This window comes from Blautia sp. An46, assembly GCF_002161645.1.
Classification (GTDB): Bacteria; Bacillota; Clostridia; order Lachnospirales; family Lachnospiraceae; genus Blautia; species Blautia ornithocaccae.
On the sequence record NZ_NFIF01000001.1, the window covers coordinates 31,639 to 55,674 of the forward strand.

21 protein-coding genes and 2 tRNA genes are annotated in these 24,036 nt (G+C 43.9%); 17 read left to right on the forward strand and 6 right to left on the reverse strand.

Annotated features, from left to right (window positions below; translation table 11 throughout):
* Positions 1-98 precede the first annotated feature (98 nt).
* Positions 99-1,784 carry a S1C family serine protease gene (locus tag B5G00_RS00120; protein WP_242971237.1) on the forward strand — a complete coding sequence of 562 codons (1,686 nt, stop codon included), beginning with the start codon at positions 99-101 and terminating at the stop codon, positions 1,782-1,784.
* 191 nt (positions 1,785-1,975) lie between these two features.
* The gene (clpX, locus tag B5G00_RS00125; RefSeq protein ID WP_087266733.1) at positions 1,976-3,406 is read left to right on the forward strand and encodes an ATP-dependent Clp protease ATP-binding subunit ClpX; all 1,431 of its coding nucleotides are present in this window, start codon (positions 1,976-1,978) and stop codon (positions 3,404-3,406) included.
* 123 nt (positions 3,407-3,529) lie between these two features.
* Here the strand turns inward: clpX and B5G00_RS00130 are convergent.
* Together B5G00_RS00130 and B5G00_RS00135 are read right to left on the reverse strand one after the other, a co-directional pair.
* A tRNA-Leu gene (locus tag B5G00_RS00130) sits at positions 3,530-3,613 on the reverse strand.
* Between the two features lie 252 nt (positions 3,614-3,865).
* Positions 3,866-3,949, reverse strand: a tRNA-Leu gene (locus tag B5G00_RS00135).
* Positions 3,950-4,254: 305 nt separating this feature from the next.
* On the opposite strand from B5G00_RS00135, the gene B5G00_RS00140 reads away from it, so the two are divergent.
* The 5 genes from B5G00_RS00140 (at position 4,255) to B5G00_RS00160 (ending at position 10,770) form a co-directional block, all read left to right on the forward strand.
* Positions 4,255-5,328, forward strand: coding sequence for a carbamoyl phosphate synthase small subunit (locus B5G00_RS00140; protein WP_087266736.1), 1,074 nt, complete (start codon positions 4,255-4,257; stop codon positions 5,326-5,328).
* Entirely contained in the window at positions 5,328-8,525 is a 3,198-nt protein-coding gene (carB, locus tag B5G00_RS00145) for a carbamoyl-phosphate synthase large subunit (protein WP_087266739.1), read from the forward strand. The genes B5G00_RS00140 and carB overlap by 1 nt, the downstream gene beginning before the upstream one ends.
* A gap of 10 nt (positions 8,526-8,535) precedes the next feature.
* The gene (locus B5G00_RS00150; RefSeq protein WP_087266744.1) at positions 8,536-9,411 is read left to right on the forward strand and encodes an undecaprenyl-diphosphate phosphatase; all 876 of its coding nucleotides are present in this window, start codon (positions 8,536-8,538) and stop codon (positions 9,409-9,411) included.
* 106 nt (positions 9,412-9,517) lie between these two features.
* The gene (locus B5G00_RS00155; protein ID WP_242971238.1) at positions 9,518-10,303 is read left to right on the forward strand and encodes a threonine/serine exporter family protein; all 786 of its coding nucleotides are present in this window, start codon (positions 9,518-9,520) and stop codon (positions 10,301-10,303) included.
* Entirely contained in the window at positions 10,300-10,770 is a 471-nt protein-coding gene (locus B5G00_RS00160) for a threonine/serine exporter family protein (RefSeq protein WP_087266747.1), read from the forward strand. Before B5G00_RS00155 ends, B5G00_RS00160 begins: the two co-directional genes overlap by 4 nt.
* Before the next feature lie 86 nt (positions 10,771-10,856).
* Here B5G00_RS00160 and arcC read toward each other — a convergent pair whose 3' ends face one another.
* Positions 10,857-11,789 (reverse strand): carbamate kinase, encoded by a 933-nt coding sequence (arcC, locus tag B5G00_RS00165; protein ID WP_087266750.1) that lies wholly within the window; start codon positions 11,787-11,789, stop codon positions 10,857-10,859.
* Positions 11,790-12,092: 303 nt separating this feature from the next.
* Positions 12,093-13,124, reverse strand: coding sequence for a M42 family metallopeptidase (locus tag B5G00_RS00170; RefSeq protein ID WP_087267624.1), 1,032 nt, complete (start codon positions 13,122-13,124; stop codon positions 12,093-12,095).
* 213 nt (positions 13,125-13,337) lie between these two features.
* Between B5G00_RS00170 and B5G00_RS00175 the strand changes: the two genes are divergently transcribed.
* Both B5G00_RS00175 and nrdR read left to right on the forward strand, forming a co-directional pair.
* Entirely contained in the window at positions 13,338-14,501 is a 1,164-nt protein-coding gene (locus B5G00_RS00175; protein ID WP_087266752.1) for an FprA family A-type flavoprotein, read from the forward strand.
* Between the two features lie 11 nt (positions 14,502-14,512).
* Positions 14,513-14,962 (forward strand): transcriptional regulator NrdR, encoded by a 450-nt coding sequence (gene nrdR, locus B5G00_RS00180; RefSeq protein ID WP_087266756.1) that lies wholly within the window; start codon positions 14,513-14,515, stop codon positions 14,960-14,962.
* Between the two features lie 47 nt (positions 14,963-15,009).
* On the opposite strand, the gene B5G00_RS00185 is transcribed toward nrdR, so the two are convergent.
* On the reverse strand, positions 15,010-15,522 hold the full coding sequence (locus tag B5G00_RS00185) for a DUF4364 family protein (RefSeq protein ID WP_087266758.1): 513 nt from the start codon (positions 15,520-15,522) through the stop codon (positions 15,010-15,012).
* 3 nt (positions 15,523-15,525) lie between these two features.
* The gene (locus B5G00_RS00190; RefSeq protein WP_087266761.1) at positions 15,526-16,455 is read right to left on the reverse strand and encodes a TIGR01212 family radical SAM protein; all 930 of its coding nucleotides are present in this window, start codon (positions 16,453-16,455) and stop codon (positions 15,526-15,528) included.
* 145 nt (positions 16,456-16,600) lie between these two features.
* Here B5G00_RS00190 and B5G00_RS00195 point away from each other — a divergent pair, with 145 nt between their 5' ends.
* The 8 genes from B5G00_RS00195 (at position 16,601) to B5G00_RS00230 (ending at position 24,032) form a co-directional block, all read left to right on the forward strand.
* Positions 16,601-17,143, forward strand: a complete 543-nt coding sequence (locus B5G00_RS00195; protein ID WP_087266762.1) for a transporter substrate-binding domain-containing protein — start codon at positions 16,601-16,603, stop codon at positions 17,141-17,143.
* 227 nt (positions 17,144-17,370) lie between these two features.
* Positions 17,371-17,988, forward strand: a complete 618-nt coding sequence (locus tag B5G00_RS00200) for a DUF4867 family protein (RefSeq protein WP_087266765.1) — start codon at positions 17,371-17,373, stop codon at positions 17,986-17,988.
* A 39-nt stretch (positions 17,989-18,027) separates the two neighbouring features.
* Positions 18,028-19,494, forward strand: coding sequence for an L-fucose/L-arabinose isomerase family protein (locus tag B5G00_RS00205; RefSeq protein WP_087266768.1), 1,467 nt, complete (start codon positions 18,028-18,030; stop codon positions 19,492-19,494).
* Between the two features lie 73 nt (positions 19,495-19,567).
* Positions 19,568-21,037 carry a xylulokinase gene (xylB, locus tag B5G00_RS00210; RefSeq protein WP_087266771.1) on the forward strand — a complete coding sequence of 490 codons (1,470 nt, stop codon included), beginning with the start codon at positions 19,568-19,570 and terminating at the stop codon, positions 21,035-21,037.
* 252 nt (positions 21,038-21,289) lie between these two features.
* Positions 21,290-22,294 (forward strand): acyltransferase, encoded by a 1,005-nt coding sequence (locus B5G00_RS00215; protein WP_162613461.1) that lies wholly within the window; start codon positions 21,290-21,292, stop codon positions 22,292-22,294.
* Between the two features lie 24 nt (positions 22,295-22,318).
* Complete coding sequence (locus B5G00_RS00220; RefSeq protein ID WP_087266776.1) at positions 22,319-23,041, forward strand: phosphatase; 723 nt, start codon at positions 22,319-22,321, stop codon at positions 23,039-23,041.
* Positions 23,042-23,231: 190 nt separating this feature from the next.
* Positions 23,232-23,522 (forward strand): YerC/YecD family TrpR-related protein, encoded by a 291-nt coding sequence (locus B5G00_RS00225; RefSeq protein ID WP_087266779.1) that lies wholly within the window; start codon positions 23,232-23,234, stop codon positions 23,520-23,522.
* A 156-nt stretch (positions 23,523-23,678) separates the two neighbouring features.
* Positions 23,679-24,032, forward strand: a complete 354-nt coding sequence (locus B5G00_RS00230) for an amino acid permease (protein ID WP_087266784.1) — start codon at positions 23,679-23,681, stop codon at positions 24,030-24,032.
* Positions 24,033-24,036: the final 4 nt, after the last annotated feature.

Below are 24,036 nucleotides of genomic sequence, written 5' to 3' on the forward strand. Positions count from 1 at the left end.
TTTTCTTACTTTTTTTATCACAATTTGAACACAATTGACTGATAGACTTAGTCATGTAAAAAGAAAAAGAGATAATCTGAGGAAAGGAAGCATAAATTATGAATGACGAATTTAAAAATATAAATGGCACAGGTACAGAGCCCGATAACAGAACGGAAAAACCTGTGGAAAATCAAAATGAAGAATCTTATACAAAAGGAGAATCCTTTGTTATGAGAAATTCTCAGGAAAGTGAAACAGATTCTCAACAGCAGAATATGCAGGAACCCCAGGAAGCGCCTAGTGAGGAAAATCCTTATTATGCCCGTACTTACAGGAAAGCTTCTGAGCCAAGAACGGAAAACAGAAGTACAGAGGAAACAGCAGATAACACTGCCAGGGAACCAGCAGGAGAAAAGAAAAACAGTTATTCTTCTTATCAGTTTGCTACCCCTGTCCCGCCAGAAAAGAAAGCAAAAAAGAAAAAGAATACTTCAGGAGCTGCCAGAAAGCTTGGATTCGCAGCAGCCTGTGCAGCAGTGTTCGGACTGGTAGCAGGAGTTGTTTTCCAGGGAGTAAATTATGTAGGCGATCAGCTGACGCCGGAAGAAAATACACAGATTGCCCAGGCTCAGCTGACAAATAGCAGTACAGCATCTTCTGATTCTTCTTCCCAGGGAAGTGTTGCTCAGGTGGCTGCCAATGTTATGCCTTCTGTTGTAGCAATTACCAGTATCAGCGTACAGGAGATTCCAAATTACTACGGATACTTCTTTAATTATGGCGGAGGAACCCAGGAACAGGAAACTGAAAGCAGTGGTTCCGGCATCATCGTAGGGCAGAATGATACAGAGTTATTGATTGCAACGAATAATCATGTGGTAGAAGGCGCCACCAGCCTGAGCGTATGCTTTACAAACCAGGATGGAACAGCAGCCAGCTCTCAAAGTGATGTGGAAAATACCAGCTCTGATTCAGGAAGCAGCACAGACCTGGAAGGCGGCACAGCAGTAACTGCACAGGTGAAGGGTACAGATGTGGATAACGACCTGGCAGTAGTTTCTGTAAACCTTTCAGACATTCCGGAAGATGTCCTTAATGAAATCGCAATAGCTAATCTGGGAAGCTCAGATGACCTGGTAGTAGGTGAGCAGGTAGTGGCTATTGGAAATGCTTTAGGATATGGACAGTCGGTTACTTCCGGTTATGTAAGCGCTTTGAATAAACAGGTAAGTTCTGATGATGTAGATGGGACCTTTATCCAGACAGATGCGGCTATTAACCCTGGAAACAGCGGTGGAGCTCTTCTGAATATGAATGGAGAAGTAGTGGGTATCAACTCTTCTAAAATCGCATCCAGCTCAGTAGAAGGTATGGGATTTGCCATTCCGATCAGCCGTGCAGAGCCAATCCTGGATGAACTGATGAACAGAGAAACAAGGCAGAAAGTTGAAGATGAAAGCCAGGCAGCATATCTGGGAATCACATGTATCAATGTGACCAGCAATACCGAGGAGATGTATAATATGCCGGTTGGTGTGTTTGTCAGCAGTGTTGAGGAAGGCGGACCAGCGGCAGAGGCTGGAATCCAGCAGGGTGATATCATCCAGAAGTTTGACGGAACTACGGTACAGACTTATGATAATCTGACCAATCAGCTGTCCTACTATCAGGCAGGAGAGCAGGTAGAGATAGTCATATCCCGGGCTGAAGGCGGACAGTACCAGGAACAGACAGTTACGGTAACATTAGGAGCCAGAAGTGATGCCCAGAGTTCTGCTCAGGATAGCCAGAACGGACAGTAATCATATTTAATGGGGAAAATTAAAGAAAGCAGACAGACGGCAGCCGGGAACAGACGCAGGTTTCGGGCTGCCGTCTGTGTCTATTTATAAAAAGTTTACTTGTTAGATACAGGGATTTATGATAAGATACTGGAATCAAATAGTTTAAATCTCAGGATAGTTTTTATAATGGAAAGAGAGCGAGAACAGTTATGTCAGATGATAAAGAGTATTTAGAAACCACTTCTTCTGATAAAGAAGATAAAGGAAAAAAGGATACTTACGAAAAAATATGTTTTATGTGCAGACGTCCGGAGAGCAAGGCAGGAAAAATGATCGATCTGCCCAATAATATCCACATCTGTACAGATTGCATGCAGCGCAGTTTTGACACTATGAATAACAGCACCATTAACTATGATGAGCTGATGAAAAATATTCCCAACATGCCGAATATCAGCATGATCGATTTAAGTTCCCTTCAGAACCAGATTCCCAACAGGCAGAAAGTGAAAAAAAGACAGGAACAGCCCAAAGAGAAGGTAGCACCGAAGGTGTTTGATATTCAGAGCATTCCTGCGCCGCATAAGATAAAAGCAAGCCTGGATGAATATGTGATCGGACAGGAACATGCTAAGAAGGTAATGTCTGTAGCTGTCTATAATCATTATAAGAGAGTCTTCGCAGAAAGCAATGATGATATAGAGATTGAAAAGTCAAATATGCTGATGATAGGGCCTACAGGAAGCGGGAAGACCTACATGGTGAAGACCCTGGCCCGCCTTCTGGACGTGCCCCTTGCCATTACAGATGCAACCTCACTTACAGAGGCTGGTTATATCGGTGACGATATCGAAAGCGTAGTCAGCAAGCTTCTGGCTGCCGCCGATAATGATGTAGAGAAAGCAGAGCACGGAATTATCTTTATTGATGAGATTGATAAGATTGCCAAGAAGAAAAATACTAACCAGAGAGATGTCAGCGGCGAAGCCGTTCAGCAGGGAATGCTGAAGCTTTTGGAAGGAAGCGAGATAGAGGTACCGGTGGGCGCAAACAGTAAAAATGCTATGGTTCCTCTTACAACAGTAGATACAAAAAATATTTTATTTATCTGCGGCGGCGCATTTCCGGATTTGGAAGAAATCATAAAAGAACGTCTGAATAAGACTGCATCCATTGGATTTCAGGCGGATCTGAAGGATAAATATGACCATGATGACAGCCTTTTGGAGAAGGTAACGGTAGATGATCTGAGAAAATTCGGAATGATCCCGGAATTTTTAGGCCGTCTTCCTGTTATCTTCGCATTAAAGGGACTTACCCGGGATATGCTGGTAGAAATCCTTAAGGAGCCAAAAAATGCTATCCTGAAACAGTATCAGAAGCTTCTGGCTATGGATGAGGTAAAGCTGGAGTTTGAACAGGGAGCATTAGAGGCCATTGCAGATAAAGCCATGGAGAAACACACAGGCGCAAGAGCACTGAGAGCAATACTGGAGGAATATATGCTGGATATCATGTATGAAATCCCCAAGGATGACAGCATCGGAGAAGTAATCATTACAAAAGAATATATCCAGCACACAGGAGGACCTAAGATCCTTCTGAGAGGACAGGAGATGCCTCAGCTGGAGATGCATTAAAAGAAGCGGATAGCTTGAGCGAAACGCTCAATACGAGAATATAGAAATAGCCCCAGGTAAGTAAACTTCCCTGAGGCTATTTTTATATTCTCTGTGCTGAGCTAAATCGTAGCAAAAAAAAGATGCAGGAGATGGGACTTGAACCCACACGATATTGCTACCACAGGCACCTGAAGCCTGCGCGTCTGCCAATTCCGCCACTCCTGCATTTCTGATATTTTATTGTGTGCTCCTGAGCACAAAACATATAATACACGATAAAGAGATAAATGTCAACAGAAAATTTGAAATTTATTTTCAGAATTAACCAAAGGTTTTTGAAAGTTTGAAAAAAGTGAAAGCTTATAGGAATATCTGGGATTTTAAGGATAGCTCGGAGGTTTTTTATAGGGTAGTCCGGGGAATTTTCTGTGGAACGAAAAAGAATCTCAGTATCTGATAACTGAGATTCTCAAAGCGTGCAGGAGATGGGACTTGAACCCACACGATATTGCTACCACAGGCACCTGAAGCCTGCGCGTCTGCCAATTCCGCCACTCCTGCATTTTTATGAATTTTTGCGTTTTCGTAAGCGCAAAATATATATTATACGATTTGTACTAAATTGTCAAGAAAAAAATGAAAAAAGTTTTACGAAATTGATTCTGCAAAAAAGGTTGAAAAAAATAGTGCATTATGATACACTTTTTACAATTTGGGGAATTTTAGGGCTTTTTAGGAAGCAGCAGTGTCAGGGACGTTTTTGAGGCCCCGGATTCATGGATTTTCATGAAAGTCTGAAATACATGACCTTTTTACCTGGCATTATGAAAACATAAATAAAAACAGAAAGGGAGACAGGTGAGAGAATGAAAGCATTTTTGATACTGGAAGACGGAACTGTCTTTACAGGTACCAGCATTGGCTCCAGAAAAGAAGTCATCAGTGAGATTGTTTTTAACACATCTATGACTGGTTATCTGGAAGTACTTACAGACCCTTCTTATGCCGGACAGGCAGTCTGCATGACATATCCTTTAATTGGCAATTATGGCATCTGCTATGAGGACCAGGAATCTTTGAGACCATGGCCCGACGGATATATTGTAAGAGAATTATCCCGTATTCCAAGCAACTTCCGCTGTGAAGATACAATTCAGAACTTTTTGAAACGATATGACATACCAGGTATTGCAGGAATCGATACCAGGGCCCTTACGAAAATCCTCAGGGAGAAGGGGACCATGAATGGTATGATCACTACGGATCCGGACTTTAAACTGGAGGAAGTAATTCCAAAACTTCATGCATATACCACAGGAAAAGTGGTGGAGAAAGTTACCTGCGAGGAAAAATCCGTTCTCAAAGGCAAGGGCCCCAAGGTAGCTCTTATGGACTTTGGCGCCAAGGAGAATATCGCAGAGTCCTTAAATAAGAGAGGATGCCAGGTTACTATTTATCCGGCCTTTACAAAGGCAGAGGAAATCCTGAAGGACCAGCCGGACGGCATTATGCTTTCCAACGGACCTGGAGATCCCAAGGAATGTACAGAGATCATTAAAGAAATCAAAAAACTGTATGACTCTCAGGTGCCGATTTTTGCTATCTGCCTTGGACATCAGCTTATGGCTCTGGCCACAGGTGCAGATACTAAGAAAATGAAATACGGCCACAGAGGCGGAAACCACCCGGTAAAAGACCTGGAAACAGGAAGAGTATACATCTCCTCTCAGAACCATGGTTATGTAGTAGATACAGAAACTCTGAATCCGGAAATCGCAGTTCCGGCTTTTGAAAATGTAAATGACAAGACGAATGAAGGATTGAAATATGTAGGAAAAAATATTTTTACTGTACAGTTTCATCCAGAAGCCTGCCCTGGTCCTCAGGACTCCGGCTACTTATTTGACCGTTTCATTAAAATGATGGAGGTGACAGAGTAATGCCAAGAAATCCGGATATTAAAAAAGTATTGATGATCGGTTCCGGCCCTATTGTAATCGGACAGGCAGCAGAGTTTGACTATGCAGGAACCCAGGCATGCCGTTCTCTCAAGGAAGAGGGAGTCGAGGTTGTTCTGCTGAACTCCAACCCTGCCACCATTATGACAGATAAAGATATTGCAGATAAAGTTTATATCGAGCCTCTTACAGTAGAAGTTGTAGAGCAGCTGATCCTGAAAGAAAAACCGGACAGCGTGCTTCCTACCCTTGGAGGACAGGCAGGACTGAATCTTGCTATGGAGCTGGAAGAGAGAGGCTTCTTAAAAGAGCACAATGTCCGCCTGATCGGAACTACTTCCGAGACTATCAAGAAAGCAGAGGACCGTCAGGAATTTAAAGACACCATGGAAAAAATCGGAGAGCCCATTGCTGCTTCTCTGGTAGTACGGAATGTGGAAGACGGTGTGGCTTTCAGTAATAAGATTGGTTATCCGGTGGTGCTTCGTCCTGCTTATACTCTGGGAGGCAGCGGCGGCGGTATTGCCAATAATGAAGAAGAGCTTATTGAGATCCTGGAGAACGGTCTCCGTCTTTCACGTGTGGGAGAGGTTCTGGTGGAGCGCTGTATTGCCGGCTGGAAAGAAATCGAATATGAAGTAATGCGGGACAGTGCAGGAAACTGTATTACAGTCTGCAACATGGAAAATATTGACCCTGTAGGTGTTCATACAGGAGACAGTATCGTCGTAGCTCCTTCTCAGACTCTGGGAGATAAAGAATACCAGATGCTGAGAACTTCTGCCCTGAATATCATTACAGAGCTGGGGATCACAGGAGGCTGTAATGTACAGTATGCCCTGAACCCTGAAAGCTTTGAGTATTGCGTAATCGAAGTAAACCCACGTGTATCCCGTTCTTCTGCGCTGGCTTCCAAAGCTACTGGATATCCAATTGCGAAAGTAGCTGCAAAGATTGCTCTGGGATATACCCTGGATGAGATTAAGAATGCCATCACAGGAAAGACCTATGCAAGTTTTGAGCCTATGCTGGACTACTGTGTGGTGAAGATCCCGAGACTGCCTTTTGATAAATTTATCAGCGCCAAGAGAACTCTTACCACCCAGATGAAAGCTACTGGCGAGGTTATGAGTATCTGCAATAATTTTGAAGGCGCTCTGATGAAAGCCATCCGTTCTCTGGAACAGCATGTGGACTCTCTGATGTCCTATGATTTTACTGGTCTCACAGAGGAAGAACTGCTGGAAGAACTTCATATTGTAGATGACATGCGTATCTGGAGGATTGCAGAAGCAATCAGAAGAAACATTTCTTACGAGGCTATTCATGATATCACCAAAATTGATATCTGGTTTATTGATAAGCTGGCTATCCTGGTAGAAATGGAAAATGCTTTAAAAGACCAGGAGCTGACAGAAGAATTGCTGAGAGAGGCAAAAAGAATCGAGTTCCCGGATAATGTGATCGGACAGCTTACTGGCAGGACGGCAGAGGAAATCCATAAACTGAGAAAAGAATGGGGAATTACCGCTTCTTATAAAATGGTAGATACCTGTGCAGCAGAATTTGCTGCAACTACCCCGTATTATTACTCTGTATACGGAGGAGAAAATGAGGCAGACGGAACTACAGATAAGAAGAAAGTCCTGATTCTTGGCTCCGGACCTATCCGTATCGGACAGGGAATTGAGTTTGACTTCTGTTCCGTACATTGTACCTGGGCCTTTGAAAAAGAAGGATATGAGACCATTATCATCAACAACAATCCGGAGACGGTAAGTACAGACTTCGATATTGCAGATAAGCTGTATTTCGAGCCCCTTACACCGGAAGATGTGGAAAATGTGGTAGATATAGAGAAACCAGACGGTGCCGTGGTTCAGTTTGGCGGACAGACAGCCATCAAGCTTACAGAAGCCCTTATTAAAATGGGTGTGAAGATTCTGGGAACCTCTGCAGAAAATGTAGATGCGGCAGAAGACCGGGAGCTTTTTGATGGGATTTTGGAAGAGTGTCATATTCCAAGACCCAAGGGACATACAGTATATACTGCAGACGAAGCTATCCGTGCAGCTAACGAGCTGGGCTATCCGGTGCTGGTTCGCCCTTCCTATGTTCTGGGTGGACAGGGCATGCAGATTGCAATTAACGACGAGGATGTAGACCAGTATATTGGTATTATTAACCGGATTGCTCAGGAACATCCTATTCTGGTAGATAAATATCTCCAGGGAAAAGAAATAGAAGTAGACGCTGTATGTGACGGAGAAGATATCCTGATTCCGGGAATCATGGAGCATATTGAGAGAGCCGGTATCCACTCCGGAGACAGTATCTCCGTATATCCTGCCCGTACAATCAGCGACAGCGCTAAACGCACAATTGAGGACTATACCTGGAAACTGGCAAAATCCCTTCACGTATTGGGAATGATCAATATTCAGTTCATTGTCTGCGGAGAAGACGTGTATGTTATCGAGGTAAATCCCCGTTCCAGCCGTACTGTACCATATATCAGTAAGGTAACGGGAATCCCCATTGTTCCTCTTGCCACACAGGTAATCCTGGGTCATAAATTGAAGGATCTGGGTTATACTCCGGGACTTCAGCCTGAAGCAAAACACTATGCAATTAAGATGCCGGTATTCTCCTTTGAAAAAATCCGGGGAGCAGATGTAAGCCTGGGACCGGAGATGAAGTCTACAGGAGAGTGCCTGGGTATTTCCGAGAGCTTTAATGAGGCTCTGTATAAGGCATTCCTGGGAGCCGGCGTGAACCTGCCAAAGCATAAGAATATGATCATTACAGTAAGGGATGAAGATAAACAGGATATCATCCCCATTGCCCGGAGATTCCAGAATCTGGGATATAAAATCTATGCCACAAGAAGCACAGCTAAGGTTCTTAATGAAAATGGCGTGAAGGCCATCCGTACCAATAAGATCGAGCAGCCTTCACCAAACCTTATGGACCTGATTCTGGCTCATAAGATTGATCTGGTTATCGATACTCCTTCTCAGGGCGTGGAGAAGGCTAAGGACGGCTTTATTATCCGGAGAAACGCTATCGAGACCGGAGTAAATGTCCTCACCGCCCTGGATACAGCGGAGGCTTTGGTAACCAGTCTGGAAAACACAGATATTCAGAAACTGAAACTGGTGGATATTGCCGAAATCTAAGGAGTAAAAAATGGAGAGCTTTATTGAGATATTAAAGGTCATTTTCCTGGGCATTGTGGAAGGTATTACAGAATGGCTTCCCATAAGCAGCACGGGCCATCTGATCCTGGTGGAAGAATTTGTAAAGCTGAATGTGTCTCAGGAATTCTGGGATATGTTTATGGTAGTCATCCAGCTAGGCGCTATTTTGGCAGTAGTGGTCCTATACTGGAAAGATCTGTGGCCTTTCCGGAATAAAAAACCGAAACATGAGAATGTGACCAAGGTAGAAAAGGCGGCGGGAGTCCTGTGCCGGTTTGTAAAAATCGATAAGATGATCATGTGGTTTAAAATACTGGTATCCTGTCTCCCTGCAATTATTATCGGCCTGCCATTTAACGATTTTATTGAGGAAAAATTCAATAACTGGTTTGTGGTTTCCGTAATGCTGATCGTATATGGTGTTATGTTCCTGATCGTGGAAGACTACAATGAGAAACGCCAGGCAAAATATAATTCTATCAGCGAAATCACATGGAAGACCGCTTTGTTTATCGGCATCTTCCAGGTCCTGTCTCTGATTCCGGGAACGTCCCGGTCAGGAGCTACTATTATCGGTGGTATCCTGGTAGGAGCCTCCAGGACAGTGGCAGCGGAATATACCTTTTTCCTTGCCATTCCTGTAATGTTTGGCGCCAGTCTTCTGAAAATAGTAAAATTCGGCATGAACTTTACTTCCTGGGAAGTTGTGATCCTGCTGGTAGGTATGGTGGTTTCCTTTGTGGTATCTATTCTGGCTATTAAATTCCTTATGGGATATATTAAAAAGCACAATTTTAAAGTGTTCGGCTGGTACAGGATTGTACTAGGTATTATCGTAATCTTGTTTTTTACAATTTTCAGGTAAGCTGAATATGCGGAATCGTTTCAAAAAGTCTTTTGGGACTGCAGAGGCGGTTCCGCTTTTTCCTTTTCAGATTTTTAGTAAAGATTAGAGGATAGGAGGCGGGACTGTGGAAAACTATGACAAAGAAGTGCTGGACCTGGCTATGGAAGCCGGCAGGATCCTTCTGGATGCCGGAGCAGAGATTTTCCGGGTAGAGGAGACCATACAGAGAATATCCAGAGCTTTTGGCATTGAAAAATGCAGCACCTTTGTGCTGAGCACAGGAATCTTTATTACGGCGGAGAATCAGGAGGGGCAGATATATGCCAGTGTAAAACATATTCCCATCAGCGGAGCAAAACTTCATCGGATAGCGGCAGTAAACCAGCTTTCCAGAGAGATTGAAGAGAAAAAATATTCTCTGCAGGAAGCTAAAGAACGGCTGGAGGTTATCAAGCACATGCCGGGAAAACGGGGAATTGTTCGGACGGCAGCATCTGGGATCGGCTCCGGTTCTTTCTGCTATCTTCTCGGAGGAGGGCTGGAAGATATGGCTGCGGCCTTTTTGTCAGGCTTTATCCTTTACGGCCTTCTCCTTATCTTTGAGAAAAGGGAGAAAAAAACTTCTAAGATCGTGAAGAATCTGGCAGGAGGATTCTGTGTCTCCTTTTTTGCCGTGCTTTTTTACCGCCTGGGCTTGGGAAAAACGCCAGGGAGTATTCTGGTAGGTTCTATTATGCCTCTTGTTCCTGGAGTCTCTCTGGTAAATGCAATTCGGGATTTTGCTGACGGTGACTATATCGGCGGCGGGGTCCGGTTCCTGGATGCCCTTATGGTGGCTCTTGGAGTGGCTATGGGTGTGGGAATCATGTATTTTCTTTACTATAATCTGACGGGAGGGATACTTTTATGATCGCAGAAGGAGTTTTGCAGTTCCTGGCGGCAGGAATCGGGACTGTAGCCTTTTCGGTGTTATTTTCCGTTCCAAGAGAGCACTATCCTCTCTGCGGATTTATCGGAGGGACAGGATGGCTTATCTGCTGGATTTTTGTCCATGGACTGGGTGCAGGGGCCATAGTGGGAAATTTTGTCGCTACTGTATTTATTACGCTTGCTTCCAGAATCGGAAGTACGGTGAGAAAATGTCCGGTTACTTTATTTCTTATAGCAGGAATTTTTCCAGAGGTGCCGGGAATCGGCATTTACAGAACAATTTACTACAGCCTTCTGGAAAATAATAAACTGAGCCTCCACTACGGAAGGGAGACTTTGGGAGTTGCGATTGCCATGGTCCTGGGAATTATCCTTGTCTTTGAGATTCCCCAGAAGACCATTAATGGGATTTTTCAGAAAAATAAGAACAAAATCAATGACAGATGAAATATCAGATATGATATCTATTCCATAGAAAAGCCAGGAGATTCGGTATTTTTTATACCTGCTCTCCTGGCTTTTTACAGAAAAATTTATGCTGTAATAATAGTTCCGGTCTTACCCAGATAGCCTTCTTTAGCCTTTCCGATAGAAGTGATCACGGCTCGTCTGTCCGGATGGCCTTCTACAAATTCAACAGATGCCTGAATCTTTGGCAGCATAGTGTTATCTCCGAAATGACCTTCTTCCATATAAGTCTTTGCTTCCTGGACAGTAATCTGAGAAAGATATTCTTCAGAGTCAGAACGGTAGTTTACAGAAACTTTTTCTACACTGGTAAGGATCAGCAGTTCATCGGCGTTTAGTTCCTGGGCCAGTCTGCCGCTGGCAAGGTCTTTTTCAATAACTGCGCTGGCGCCGATAAGCTCCTCATCTCTTTCCAGCACAGGGATTCCGCCGCCGCCGCAGGCGATAACAATCTGTCCTGCATCAGAAAGGGCTTTGATGGCATCGATTTCCACGATTTTTTCCGGCTGGGGAGCAGCTACGATCCTTCTGTATCCCTCTGCTGTTTTCACTACATAATTTCCTTTGTGCTCTTCAGCTTCAGCTTCTTCTTCTGTCAGAGTCCGTCCGATGATCTTCACCGGTTCATGGAAGGCATCGTCATATGGATCTACAGTTACCTGAGTGAGAATGGTACTTACTGGCTTGTAGATACCTCTGCGGAGAAGTTCTGCACGAAGAGTGTTCTGGATATCATAACCAATGTAACCCTGGCTCATAGCGGAACATACAGACATGGGAACCGCAGTATAGTCGGGGTGTACCTTTCCAAATTCATTCATGGCAGTATGGATCATGCCTACCTGAGGAGCATTGCTGTGGGTAATGATAATATCAGCTCCGGCTTCTACCAGATCAACCAGGATTTTTGCGGAAGCCTTCAAAGCGGTCTTCTGTTCCGGCAGGGTAGTGCCCAGCGCTCTATGGCCTAAAGCCACTACTACTTTTTTTCTTGTCATAGTGTCATACCTCTTTCTTTTATGATAGTGTTGCTCGCATTCCTTGAAACCTATGCACCCTGTTTCTTCTTATGACAGCCTGTTCCGGTCAAAAGAAGCAGATAAGAACATTATATCTGCTGAAACTAAGAAAAGCAACAGAAAAAAACCCGATACATAATGTACCGGGCTTTTTCAACTTGAGGGGGGAGATAGTGAGTGGTTTATCAACTATCCAAGATTTATTATAGGGAAAAAATATGAGTAAATTATGTCCCTTTTATAAAATAATTAGAAATTCTCTTAATAAAAATTAAATTATACTTATCCTAAATATCCTTTTAACAGAAGAAAGGTATTTTTTACGCCTTCCACATGGCTTCTTTCGTATCCATGGGATGCATAGACTCCAGGACCGATCAGTCCGTGACGGACGTCATATCCTGCCTTCAGTCCTGCCTCTGCATCGGAACCGTAGTGAGGATATACATCCACAGCAAAATCCAGGTTCTCTTTTTTGGCCACGGCAATTAACTGAGATACCAGATCATAGCTGTAAGGACCTCCGCTGTCTTTGGCACAGATGGATACCTGATGTTCATGGCAGTTTAAACCTTCTCCCACACAGCCCATGTCCACAGCCAGAAGTTCTGTGACACCCTGAGGAACAGAAGCGGCTCCTCCATGTCCCACTTCTTCATATACGGTCAGATGCTGATAGATTTTTCTTTCAGGGGTAATCTGGTTTTCTTTCAGATACTTTGCATAACCCAGCAGAATAGAAGCACTGAGTTTGTCATCCAGGAAACGGCTTTTGATATAACCGCTTTTCGTAATGCGGCTCCTGGGTTCGAAAGCCACGATATCCCCTTCCATGATGCCAAGGGCAAGAACATCTTCCCTGGAAGAAACTTTTTCGTCCAGAAGGATTTCCATGACATCAAAGCTTCTTGAAGTCTCATCGTATTTTCCATTTACATGGATAGAAGCGTCTGTCAGCTGACAGGTGCCTTCGTAGATGCCGTTGAACCGGGTGATGATCCGGCAGTTCTCAGCCTCGGCATTGTTGGCGTTCATTCCTCCCAGAGGAGAAACCGCCAGATGTCCGTTGGATTTTATCTGAGAGACCATAGCCCCAAGAGTATCCACATGGGCCTCCAGGAGCACAGCATTGTCTGTTTCCTTTCCCCCAAGATCTGTGAGAACGCCGCCTTTTACGGTTTTCTGAGGAGTATAGCCTAACCTTTTATATTCTGTCATAAGATAGTCCGTCACATTTGTAGTGTAACCTGTGGGACTGTCAATAGCCAGAAGATTCTGAACCTGTTCTAAAATATATTTTATGATTTCTTCCATTTTGATACCTCCTGTCTCAGGATACATTTTATTCTTCCCGGCTGATTCCGTCAAGATTTTCCTCTGGAACAGAAATTTTCTATAAAAACCAGTGGAAAATTTCTTTCAACCCATATATAATAGAGGCGGTATGAAATTATTTCCGCAAAAGGCCGTAATTCTGCGGTCTGCAGCGAGATTGATGAATTTGCAGCCCCAAGGAGGAACAGATTTATGTATGATATGAAAATTTCAGATTCTGTTGTGTATATTGGCGTAGATGATAAAGATATTGATCTGTTTGAGAGCCAGTACAAGGTACCAAATGGCGTTACCTATAATTCCTACGTGATCTTAGATGAGAAGATTGCGGTTATGGATACAGTAGATAAAAGAAGGACCCAGCAGTGGCTGGACAACCTGGAGAAAGTATTGGACGGAAGAGAACCAGATTATCTGGTGGTATCCCATCTGGAGCCGGACCATGCTTCAAATATCCAGCTTCTGGCAGAGAAATACCCAAATATGCAGGTAGTCTCAAATGCCAAAGTATTTTCCATGCTTCCTCAGTTCTTTACTCTGGATTTCGCTCCCAGAAGTGTAGTGGTAAAGGAAGGAGACACCCTTAGTCTTGGAAATCATACCCTGCAGTTCTTCATGGCTCCTATGGTCCACTGGCCGGAAGTTATGGTGGAATATGAGCAGACAGAAAAGATTTTATTCTCTGCAGACGGCTTTGGAAAGTTTGGTGCTTCTGATGTGGAAGAAGACTGGGACGATGAGGCCAGAAGATACTTTATCAATATTGTAGGAAAATATGGCAGCCAGGTTCAGGCCCTTCTGAAGAAAGCCGCTACTCTGGATATCCAGACAATCTGCCCTCTTCATGGACCTGTTCTGAAAGAAAACCTGGGATACTATATCGGCAAGTATCTCACCTGGAGCAGCTACGAACCGGAAGAAGAAGGCGTGGTAGTGGCATATGCGTCTATTCACGGAAATACCGGAAAAGCTGCAGCCAGAATGGCAGAAATCCTTAAAGAGAACGGAGCTGAAAATGTAAAGGTATTTGACCTGGCAAGAGATGACATGGCAGAAGCCATTTCCAGCGCATTCCGTTACAGCCGTCTGATTGTTATGGGCGTGACTTATGATGGAAACCTGTTCCCCTGCATGGAGGATTTCCTGTATCATCTGAAGATTAAAACTTATAAGAAGAGAAAAGTGGGAATCGTGGAAAATGGTTCCTGGGCGCCTATGGCAGGAAAATTGATGAAGGCATACTTTGAAGGTATGAAAGATATAGAGATCTGCGAGCCTGTAGTTACGATTAAGTCTGTGATGAAGGATGCAGACGAAGAAAATATGAAAACACTGGCAAAGGCGGTTCTTGCATAAGGAGGAACAGTATGAAGTGCCCGTTTTGTAATCAGGATAATACCAGGGTCATTGATTCCAGACCTGTACCGGACAATAATTCTATCCGGAGACGGCGTCAGTGCGACGAGTGCGGCAGGCGTTTTACTACCTATGAAAAAATTGAGACCATTCCCCTGACTGTGATCAAGAAAGATCAGAGCAGAGAAGAGTTTGACAGGGGAAAGCTGCAGAATGGAGTTATGCGTGCCTGCTATAAGAGGCCTATTCCCGTGAAGAGAATAGAAGAGCTTATTGATGAGATTGAAACGGAAGTTTTCAATAAAGAGGAACGGGAGGTCCCCAGCACTGTGATCGGCGAGATCGTTATGGAAAAGCTGAAGGAACTGGATGCAGTGGCCTATGTAAGATTTGCTTCTGTTTACCGGGAATTCAAGGATATCGATACCTTTATGGATGAACTGAAAAAAGTAATGAAATAAAAAAGCAGCCGGCTGTCATGGGTAGAAAAGGACAGCCGGCTGCTTTTTTACAGAAGAAACTCAATGAGGTTTTCATAGATACTCTGGCTTTTCTCTTTCCAGTTGATACATATAGCTTTGGCAGCTTCCTCAGTAGGTACGGCAATGGTCAGGTCTACCAGGGAGAGCTTGTCCTGACTGAGACGGCAGCGGACCTGATAGCCTTCCTTCTGGCCTTTATAATAATCAGCCACAGCAGAAAGCTCCTCCCGTATTTTAATAATATTTTCCTTAAAGAAATCAGTAATGTCTGATTTAATGCCGTCGGAAATCTGGTCTTCAAAGTAAGACAGTGTCTGCCTGCCCTGGGGCGTAATACGGAAATAAGAAGAGTTCCGGACGGTTGTGGATTTGATAAGTTCTGAGTCTGTGAGCTCCGAGAGGGCCTGCTGGAGATGAAAGTAAGTGGTATAGCCCTTATCCAGTATGAAATCAGAAATCTGAGCATTTGTCAGAGGAAATTCCGATTTTTCCAGCATATAAAGGATCATCAGTTTATACAGTGTGAGAGGTTCTGCCATAGTTTAGTCCTCCTTATATAATCTTCCCTGATAAGCATGACGGATTTTACATTCATGATGCAGGGTATTTAAGACGGTTCGTTTTTTACTGCTCCACAGAGGTGCCATAAGCAGATCTTTTGGTCCGTCTCCTGTGAGACGGTGGATTACGATATCAGGGGAAAGGTGTTCCAGACAATCAATAAGGATGTCCAGATATTCTTCCATGGTATAGACGGAAAATCTGCCTTCCAGATAGTCCTGTGCCAGATCAGTCCCTTTCAGTACATGAAGAAGCTGGAGCTTTATCCCCTGGATATCCCGACGGTTCAGATATTCCATAGTTTCCAATATATCCTGGCGGCTTTCACCGGGAAGTCCCAGAATGGTATGGACTATGACATCCAGATCCCGCTGCCGAAGAGCTTTCACAGCCTTTTCAAAACAGGAGAGAGGATATCCTCTGCGGATATATGCTGCAGTCCTTTCATGAATGGTCTGAAGCCCCAGCTCTATCCATACCGGTTTTATCTGATTCAGCTCTTCCAGAAGAGCCAGTACATCTGGACCCAGACAGTCCGGGCGGGTGCCAATAGAAACAGCCGCTACCTGAGGATGATTTATGGCCTCTGTATAGATTTTTCTCAGATATTCCACAGGGGCGTAGGTATTGGTGTAGGCCTGAAAATAAGCAATAAAAGCAGATGCATTTCTTTTCTGAGCCAGTTTTTCCGCCTGCTTGTTGATCTGTTCTGTGATAGAGTCCCGGCGGTCTCCTGCAAAGTCTCCCGAGCCTCCCTGACTGCAGAAGATGCAGCCCCGTTCTCCAAGGGTGCCGTCCCGGTTGGGACAGGTCATGCCTCCGTTGAGAGCTGTCTTATATATCTTGCAGGAAAAGCGTTCCTTCAGCATGTAATCAAAAGAGTGATAAGGTTTTCCATTCCAGCTTTCCATAGTTTCATTCTCCCCTGAAATATTTCCTTTATCATACCATCTGAAAAAATCTTTTACAAGTGCCGGGTATTCTTCGGCGCATTGACAAAGGGGAGGTTACATGATATTGTTTTCATGACAGGTTGAAATAATTGGAGAAAACTGTATGAAAAGAGTATTTAATAGAGGAATTTTTTTACTTCTGCTCACGCTGCTTCTTCCGTCTTTGTCTGGATGCTTTCTAGCTGGAAACAGGGAAACCCTGGAAAATGACGTGCTGCGGGTGGGGATGCATCTTGGCATTGAAGAAATGTGCTATCTTTCTTCGGAAAATAATCAGCCGGAAGGCTTTGAGGTAGAACTGGCAGGGCTTTTGGCGGATAAAATGAATATGGAACTGGAAATCGTAGACACATCAGAAGAAAATCTGCTGAAATCTCTGGATGGGGAGGTCTATGACTGTGTACTGTCTTCCGTGGGCATCAGTCAGTGGAATACCATACATTACGGACATACAAAGCCCTATCTGGATCTTTCTTCTGTGCAGGACCAGATTGGGGCAGAAGAGGAAGAAAACCAGATTGCGGCATTTACCAGAAAGGGAAACTCTCTGGCAGATACATTGGAAGAAAATCTGGAAGAACTGAAAGAAGACGGAACTCTTTCAGAGCTTTCCAATAAATATTTTGGAAAAGATATTACGATATAATTTAAAGAGAGCTTTGGAGCTGCCTGAAAGCGCAGACCTGTTATAGTCAGAGAATCAAATGTTCTGGCATGACAGGTCTGCTTTCTTTTTGTACAGGGGTCAGCTGCATGATTGAATAACAGCAAAAAGAAGAGATTTTCCGAAAAAATAACTTGCTTTTTTTCTATAGAGATGGTAGCATAAAGATATAGTTTAATGACTAAACTAATTAAGGAGGTAAGTCCCAGATGGAAATTTTGAAGGTAACAGATAAAGCCTTTCAGACCTACGGAAAAGTAATTCAGGGAATCGATGTTTCCGATCTGCTGGAAGCTCTGAAAGAGACCCCTCAGCCAGATGATGTGGTATATGTGGCCTCTGATGAGAAACTGGAAGCCTGTCCCTGCGTGGAGAAGATTGGCTACAGCCTTTATGGAGGAATGCCTGTCCAGGTGGGCTACTGCAATGGAAATAATGTACTTTTAAATGCAGTAGAGTACCACAGAGATTCTGAGGTGAACGTGGCCCAGACAGATATGATCCTGATCCTGGGAAAAGAGCAGGATATTGAGGAAGACGGTACATATGACACTGGAAAGATGGAAGCCTTCCTGATTCCGGCAGGAACTGTCATCGAAGTGTATGCCACAACGCTTCACTATGCGCCCTGCAATGTAAACGGAAATAAATTCCGGGCAGCAGTGATCCTTCCAAAGGGAACTAACACAGATGCACCAGCGGCTCAGAACAATACAAAGGAGGACAAGCTGCTGTTTGCAAGAAACAAATGGCTCATTGCCCATGAAGAAGCCGGTATCGAAGGTGCTTTTGTGGGATTAAAAGGTGCAAATCTGTCTGTAGGATAGACAGAAAAATATACAAATTTAATCAGGAGGTAAAGAAGAATGAATTTACAGAACATGCCAGAAGTAAAAATGGGTATCGTGGCCGTAAGCCGTGACTGTTTCCCGATGACACTGTCTGAGAACAGAAGAAAAGCAGTAGTAGCTGCTTACAAAGGAGAAATTTACGAATGTCCAACAGTTGTAGAAAGTGAAGTGGACATGCAGAAAGCTCTGAAAGAACTGAGAGAAGCCGGATGCAACGCTTTAGTAGTATATCTTGGAAACTTCGGACCAGAGACAGCAGAGACTCTGTTAGTAAAATATTTCCATGGACCATGTATGGTAGTGGCAGCAGCTGAAGAAGGAGACCTTGTACAGGGAAGAGGCGATGCTTACTGCGGTATGTTAAATGCCAGCTATAACCTGAAGCTGCGTAACTTAAAAGCATACATTCCTGAGTATCCGGTAGGAACTGCTGCAGAAGTAGCAGATATGATTGAAGAATTTATTCCTATCGCAAGAGCTATAGTAGCATTAAAGAATCTGAAAGTAATCAGCTTTGGACCACGTCCTCAGGACTTCCTGGCCTGCAACGCTCCTATTAAGAGACTTTATGACCTGGGAATTGAGATTGAAGAAAACTCTGAGCTTGATCTTTTTGAAGCCTTCAAGAATCATGAAGGAGATCCACGTATTCCGGAAGTTGCCAAAGACATGGAGAAGGAACTGGGAGAAGGCAATATGAAGCCAGAAATCCTGCCAAAACTGGCTCAGTATGAGATTACTCTGCTGGATTGGGTGGAAGCTCACAAAGGTTCCAGAAAATATGTGACTCTGACTACAAAATGCTGGCCTGCATTCCAGACTCAGTTTGGATTTGTTCCCTGCTATGTAAACGGCCGTCTTACAGGAAGAGGAATCCCTGTATCTTGTGAAGTAGATATCTGGGGTACTGTAAGCGAGTACATCGGTACTGTGATCAGCCAGGACGCCGTTACTCTTCTGGATATTAACAATACGGTTCCTGCATCTATCTATGACAGCGAGATCAAAGGTAAATATGACTATACACTGAAAGATACCTTTATGGGATTCCACTGCGGAAATACAACTTCCGGAAAACTGACTTCCTGCACTATGAAATATCAGATGATCATGGCAAGAAATCTTCCGGAAGAAGTTACACAGGGAACTCTGGAAGGAGATATTATTCCAGGTGACGTTACCTTCTACCGTCTTCAGAGCACTTCTGACTGCAAGCTTCGGGCTTACATTGCTCATGGTGAAGTTCTTCCTGTGGCAACACAGAGCTTTGGCGGCATCGGTATTTTTGCTATTCCTGAGATGGGACGTTTCTACCGTCATGTTCTGGTAGAAAAGAATTACCCGCATCACGGAGCTGTTGCTTTTGGACACTATGGAAAAGCTCTGTATGAGGTATTCAAGTATCTCGGTGTTGATGTAGAAGAAATTAACTACAATCAGCCGAAGGGCGTTCTGTATCCAACAGAAAATCCATTTGCATAAAAGTTGAAAAGGACATGAATCACAGGGGCTGTCGTATCTTGCGGCAGTCCCCATTCAGTAAAGGAGAGAAAATATGTTATACATTGGAGTAGATTTAGGAACTTCCGCCGTGAAGCTGCTGCTCATGGATGGAGAAGGAAAGATCCAGAAGATCGTTTCCAGAGAATATCCCCTTTCTTTCCCTCATCCGGGATGGTCTGAACAGAATCCGGAAGACTGGTGGGAGCAGAGCCTGGAAGGAATCAAAGAGCTTACTGCTGACTGCGATAAGAGTCAGGTAGCCGGCATCAGCTTTGGCGGACAGATGCACGGCCTGGTGATCCTGGACGAAAAGGACCAGGTAATCCGTCCTGCAATTCTCTGGAATGATGGAAGAACAGGAAAAGAGACAGATTATTTAAATAATGTGATCGGCAAGGATAAACTGTCCCAGTATACAGCCAATATTGCTTTTGCCGGCTTTACCGCGCCAAAAATCCTCTGGGTAAAGGAAAACGAACCGGAGAACTTTAAACGGATTAAAAAAATCATGCTGCCAAAGGATTATCTGGCTTATAAATTATCCGGAACCCACAGCTGTGATATGTCCGACGCATCTGGAATGCTTCTTCTGGATGTGAAGAACCGCTGCTGGTCCAAAGAGATGCTGGATATCTGCGGAGTTACAGAGGAACAGATGCCGAAGCTTTTCGAAAGCTATGAAACAGTAGGCACATTAAAACCTGAGCTGGCGAAAGAGCTGGGCATCCCGGAGACCTGCAAGATTGTGGCAGGAGCCGGAGACAATGCTGCGGCTGCAGTAGGAACCGGTACAGTTGGTGACGGAATGTGCAACATTTCCCTGGGAACCAGCGGAACCATCTTTATTTCCAGCAAAGAATTCGGCGTAGACCCCAATAATGCCCTTCATGCCTTTGCTCACGCAGACGGTCACTATCATCTGATGGGCTGTATGCTGAGTGCAGCTTCCTGCAATAAATGGTGGATGGACGAGATCATCGGCACAAAGGACTACAGCGGAGAACAGGCAAAGATTGAGAAGCTGGGAGAGAATAACGTCTTCTTCCTGCCTTATCTCATGGGAGAGCGGTCTCCTCACAATAATCCTAATGCCAGAGGAACCTTTATCGGACTGACCATGGACAGCACCAGAGCAGATATGACTCAGGCAGTTCTGGAAGGCGTAGCCTTCGCTATCAGGGACTCTTTTGAGGTTGCCAAATCTCTGGGTATCCAGATTGAGCGGACCAAGATCTGCGGCGGCGGAGCCAAAAGCCCTCTGTGGAAAAAGATGATCGCCAATATCCTGAACATTAAAGTGGATGTTATCGAATCTGAGGAAGGCCCGGCCTTAGGGGGAGCCATGCTGGCAGCAGTAGCCAACGGAGAGTTTGCATCAGTAGAAGAAGCAGCTGAAAAAATCGTGAAGGTTATTGATACAGTAGAGCCTGAACCGGAACTGGCTGCAAAATACGAGGAGAGATATCAGAAATTTGTAAAAATCTATCCTACGGTAAAAGAACTGTTTAACGAGATTATCTGATACAGGTAAAAAGAAGCAGCAGAACTGTATCCTTTCAGGAGGAACAGCTCTGCTGTTTTTTTGCGCAATACATCGGGCAAATGGCTGCTGTGCCTGTGCCGGCAGATAATTGCCAGATAACGGACTTTATATTTGGCTCCTTGTGGCGGCGGGAAAAATGTATTAAAATAGCTGTAAAGCCGGGGAGGGAAGGCTATTAAAAATGCTTCATCAGAAGAAAAAGGATGTCTGATGAACAAGAAGGAGACAATTATGGACGAGAAAAAAAAACAACTGGGGTATTTGGATATCCTCAGATGGACGGCGATAGCCATGGTAGTAATGCTCCATGTGGTTTCAGGGGTGTCCGATACCATAGCCGTAGAGATGAATCAGGGGCAGAAAATCGTGTATGAAACCGTAAAAAATCTGATGACAGCAGGTGTTCCTATTTTCCTTATGATCTCAGGAGCATTATTTTTGACTCCGGAAAAGAAGATTACCATTGAAAGATTGCTGAAGCATTATGTGCGGAGAATCCTGTTGGCTCTTCTTATTTTCGGAACAGTGTTCGCTGTTATGGAACTGGTCATGACTGAACGGACCTTTTCCCTGACCATGGTAGGAAAAGGATTCCTCATGACGCTGTCGGGAAATACTTGGGCCCATATGTGGTATTTATATGAATTGATTGGTCTTTATCTCATTACTCCTCTTTTAAAGGTGGTTATTGCCTATGGGGGAAAACGGCTTTTAGAATATGGTTTACTGCTGGGCTTTTGCTTTAGCAGCATACTGCCTTTTGCAGAACAGCTAACAGGATTCTATCTGGGATTTACCTATCCTTTTGCCGGAATATATTTGTTCTATTATGTGGCAGGGTATTATCTTAGGGATTGTGTGGAATGGAGCTGGAAAATCGGAGGAGCAGTAGCCGCTGTGATGGGAGTAATACTGATCGTTAATGGTTTTTGCTTACAACTTTTTCCGGTCTCATACGATTCACCCTGGATCGTCCTGATGTCTATGGGGATCTTCCTGGCTGTATCCAGAGCAAATGTTTCTGGATCCTGGTTTTCTGTCCACAGAGGTCTATGTTTTGGTATCTATTTGATACATCCGGTATTTCTGAATTTCTTCTATAAATTTCTGCATATAACTCCTTTAAGAATCGGGTATGCAGGGATCCTGATCTTTTGGATTCTGACCTTTGTTTTGTCCTGTGTGGCGGCACAGATTATGATCATGATTCCGCCTTTGAGAAAATATGTAGTTTGATGTTAGGAAAGGAAGGAGAATAATATGAAATATGTTTTAGATGCACACACCCATACCATTGCCAGCGGCCACGCCTACAGCACTATCCGGGAAATGGCAAAAGCAGCTTCTGAGAAAGGCCTGGAACTTCTGGGGATTACAGAACACTCTATGAAAATGCCTGGAACCTGTCAGCTTTTTTATTTTGAAAATCTGAAAATGGTGGACCGGGAAATGTATGGAGTAGAACTTTATATGGGCACTGAGCTGAATATTATGGATTATGAGGGCCATGTGGACATGGGAGAAAAGACCCTGGAAAAAATGGATATCGTTATTGCCAGCATGCATGTGCCCTGTATAAAGCCCGGAACCAGGGAAGAGAATACCAATGCTTATCTGGAAGTTATGAAGAATCCCTATCTGCACATAATCGGACATCCTGACGATGCCAGATATGAAGTAGACTATCTTGCCTTAGTCCAGAGCGCTAAGGAACATAGAGTTCTGCTGGAAGTAAATAATAATTCTCTGGACCCCCGGTGCGGCAGACAGGGTGGGGAAGAAAACATCAGGATTATGCTGAAATACTGCAGAGAATACCAGGCTCCAGTAATCGTAAACAGTGATGCCCACACGGATACTTTGGTAGGATGTCATGACTATGTCCAGAGGATTTTAGATGAAATGGGATTTCCAGAGGAGCTTATTGTCAATAGAAACGTTGATGAATTTAAGAAATATGTCAATAAAGACAAAATTTTATAGAATTTTCATAAATAATGTGGAGAAAGTCGAAGTCTGTTCTTTACTTTAAGAATTTACTGTGCTAATATATATGAAAGTGATAGGAGATATAACTGCTAAAGCGTTAATGAAACAGTACGGCAAAGCAGTGAAAAACTTGAACGTTATTCTCTTGTCATGGGTGCGAAATTGATATAAGGAGATATGTGATATGAGCAAAAAGATTCATACAGAAGCAGTTGACTCACTGTTTGACGCAGTACTCAGCCTGAAGAGCAGAGAAGAATGCTACCAGTTTTTTGAGGACGTATGCACAGTAAATGAGATTTTATCTTTATCTCAGAGATTTGAAGTAGCTAAGATGTTAAAAGAGAAGAAGACCTATCTGGAGATATCTGAGAAGACAGGGGCTTCCACAGCTACCATCAGCCGCGTGAACAGAAGCCTGAATTATGGAAACGACGGTTATGATATGGTATTTGACAGGATTTCAAAAGAATAAGGGATAAAGTTGATTCACCAAAGAAGGACCGAGCCTGGAGTGGCCGGTCCTTCTTTGCATTATGAAGATATTTTGGGCTTTTGCTTTATTTTTTTAATAAGGTAAAATTATTCTGTAGTATTCGTCAGCTATTTCTTTGGAGCAGCTACATATTCTATATCTTTTGCAGATTATGTACTTTCTGCTTTTCCTGAGATTAATGGAAAGCTGGTTGCCTTTGCAATTCTCACAGTATTTGTAGTTCTAAATCTGACGGGAATCCAGGTAGCTGCAAAGGTCCAGTATGCTATGGTGATCATTTTGATTTTAGCCCTCCTGGTTTTTGCAGGCTTTGGTTTTATCCATCTGGAGCCAGGGTATTTTTCTGAAGAACAGTTTTTTACCGGAGGTTTTACCGGTGTGATGTCTGCAGCAGCAGGTGTATTTCCTGTGGAAGAAGTAGCAGGCCAGAACCTGTCTACTGTAGCAAATCACATCCTTCCAACACCTTTATATATTTTTTCATGGTAGGCGG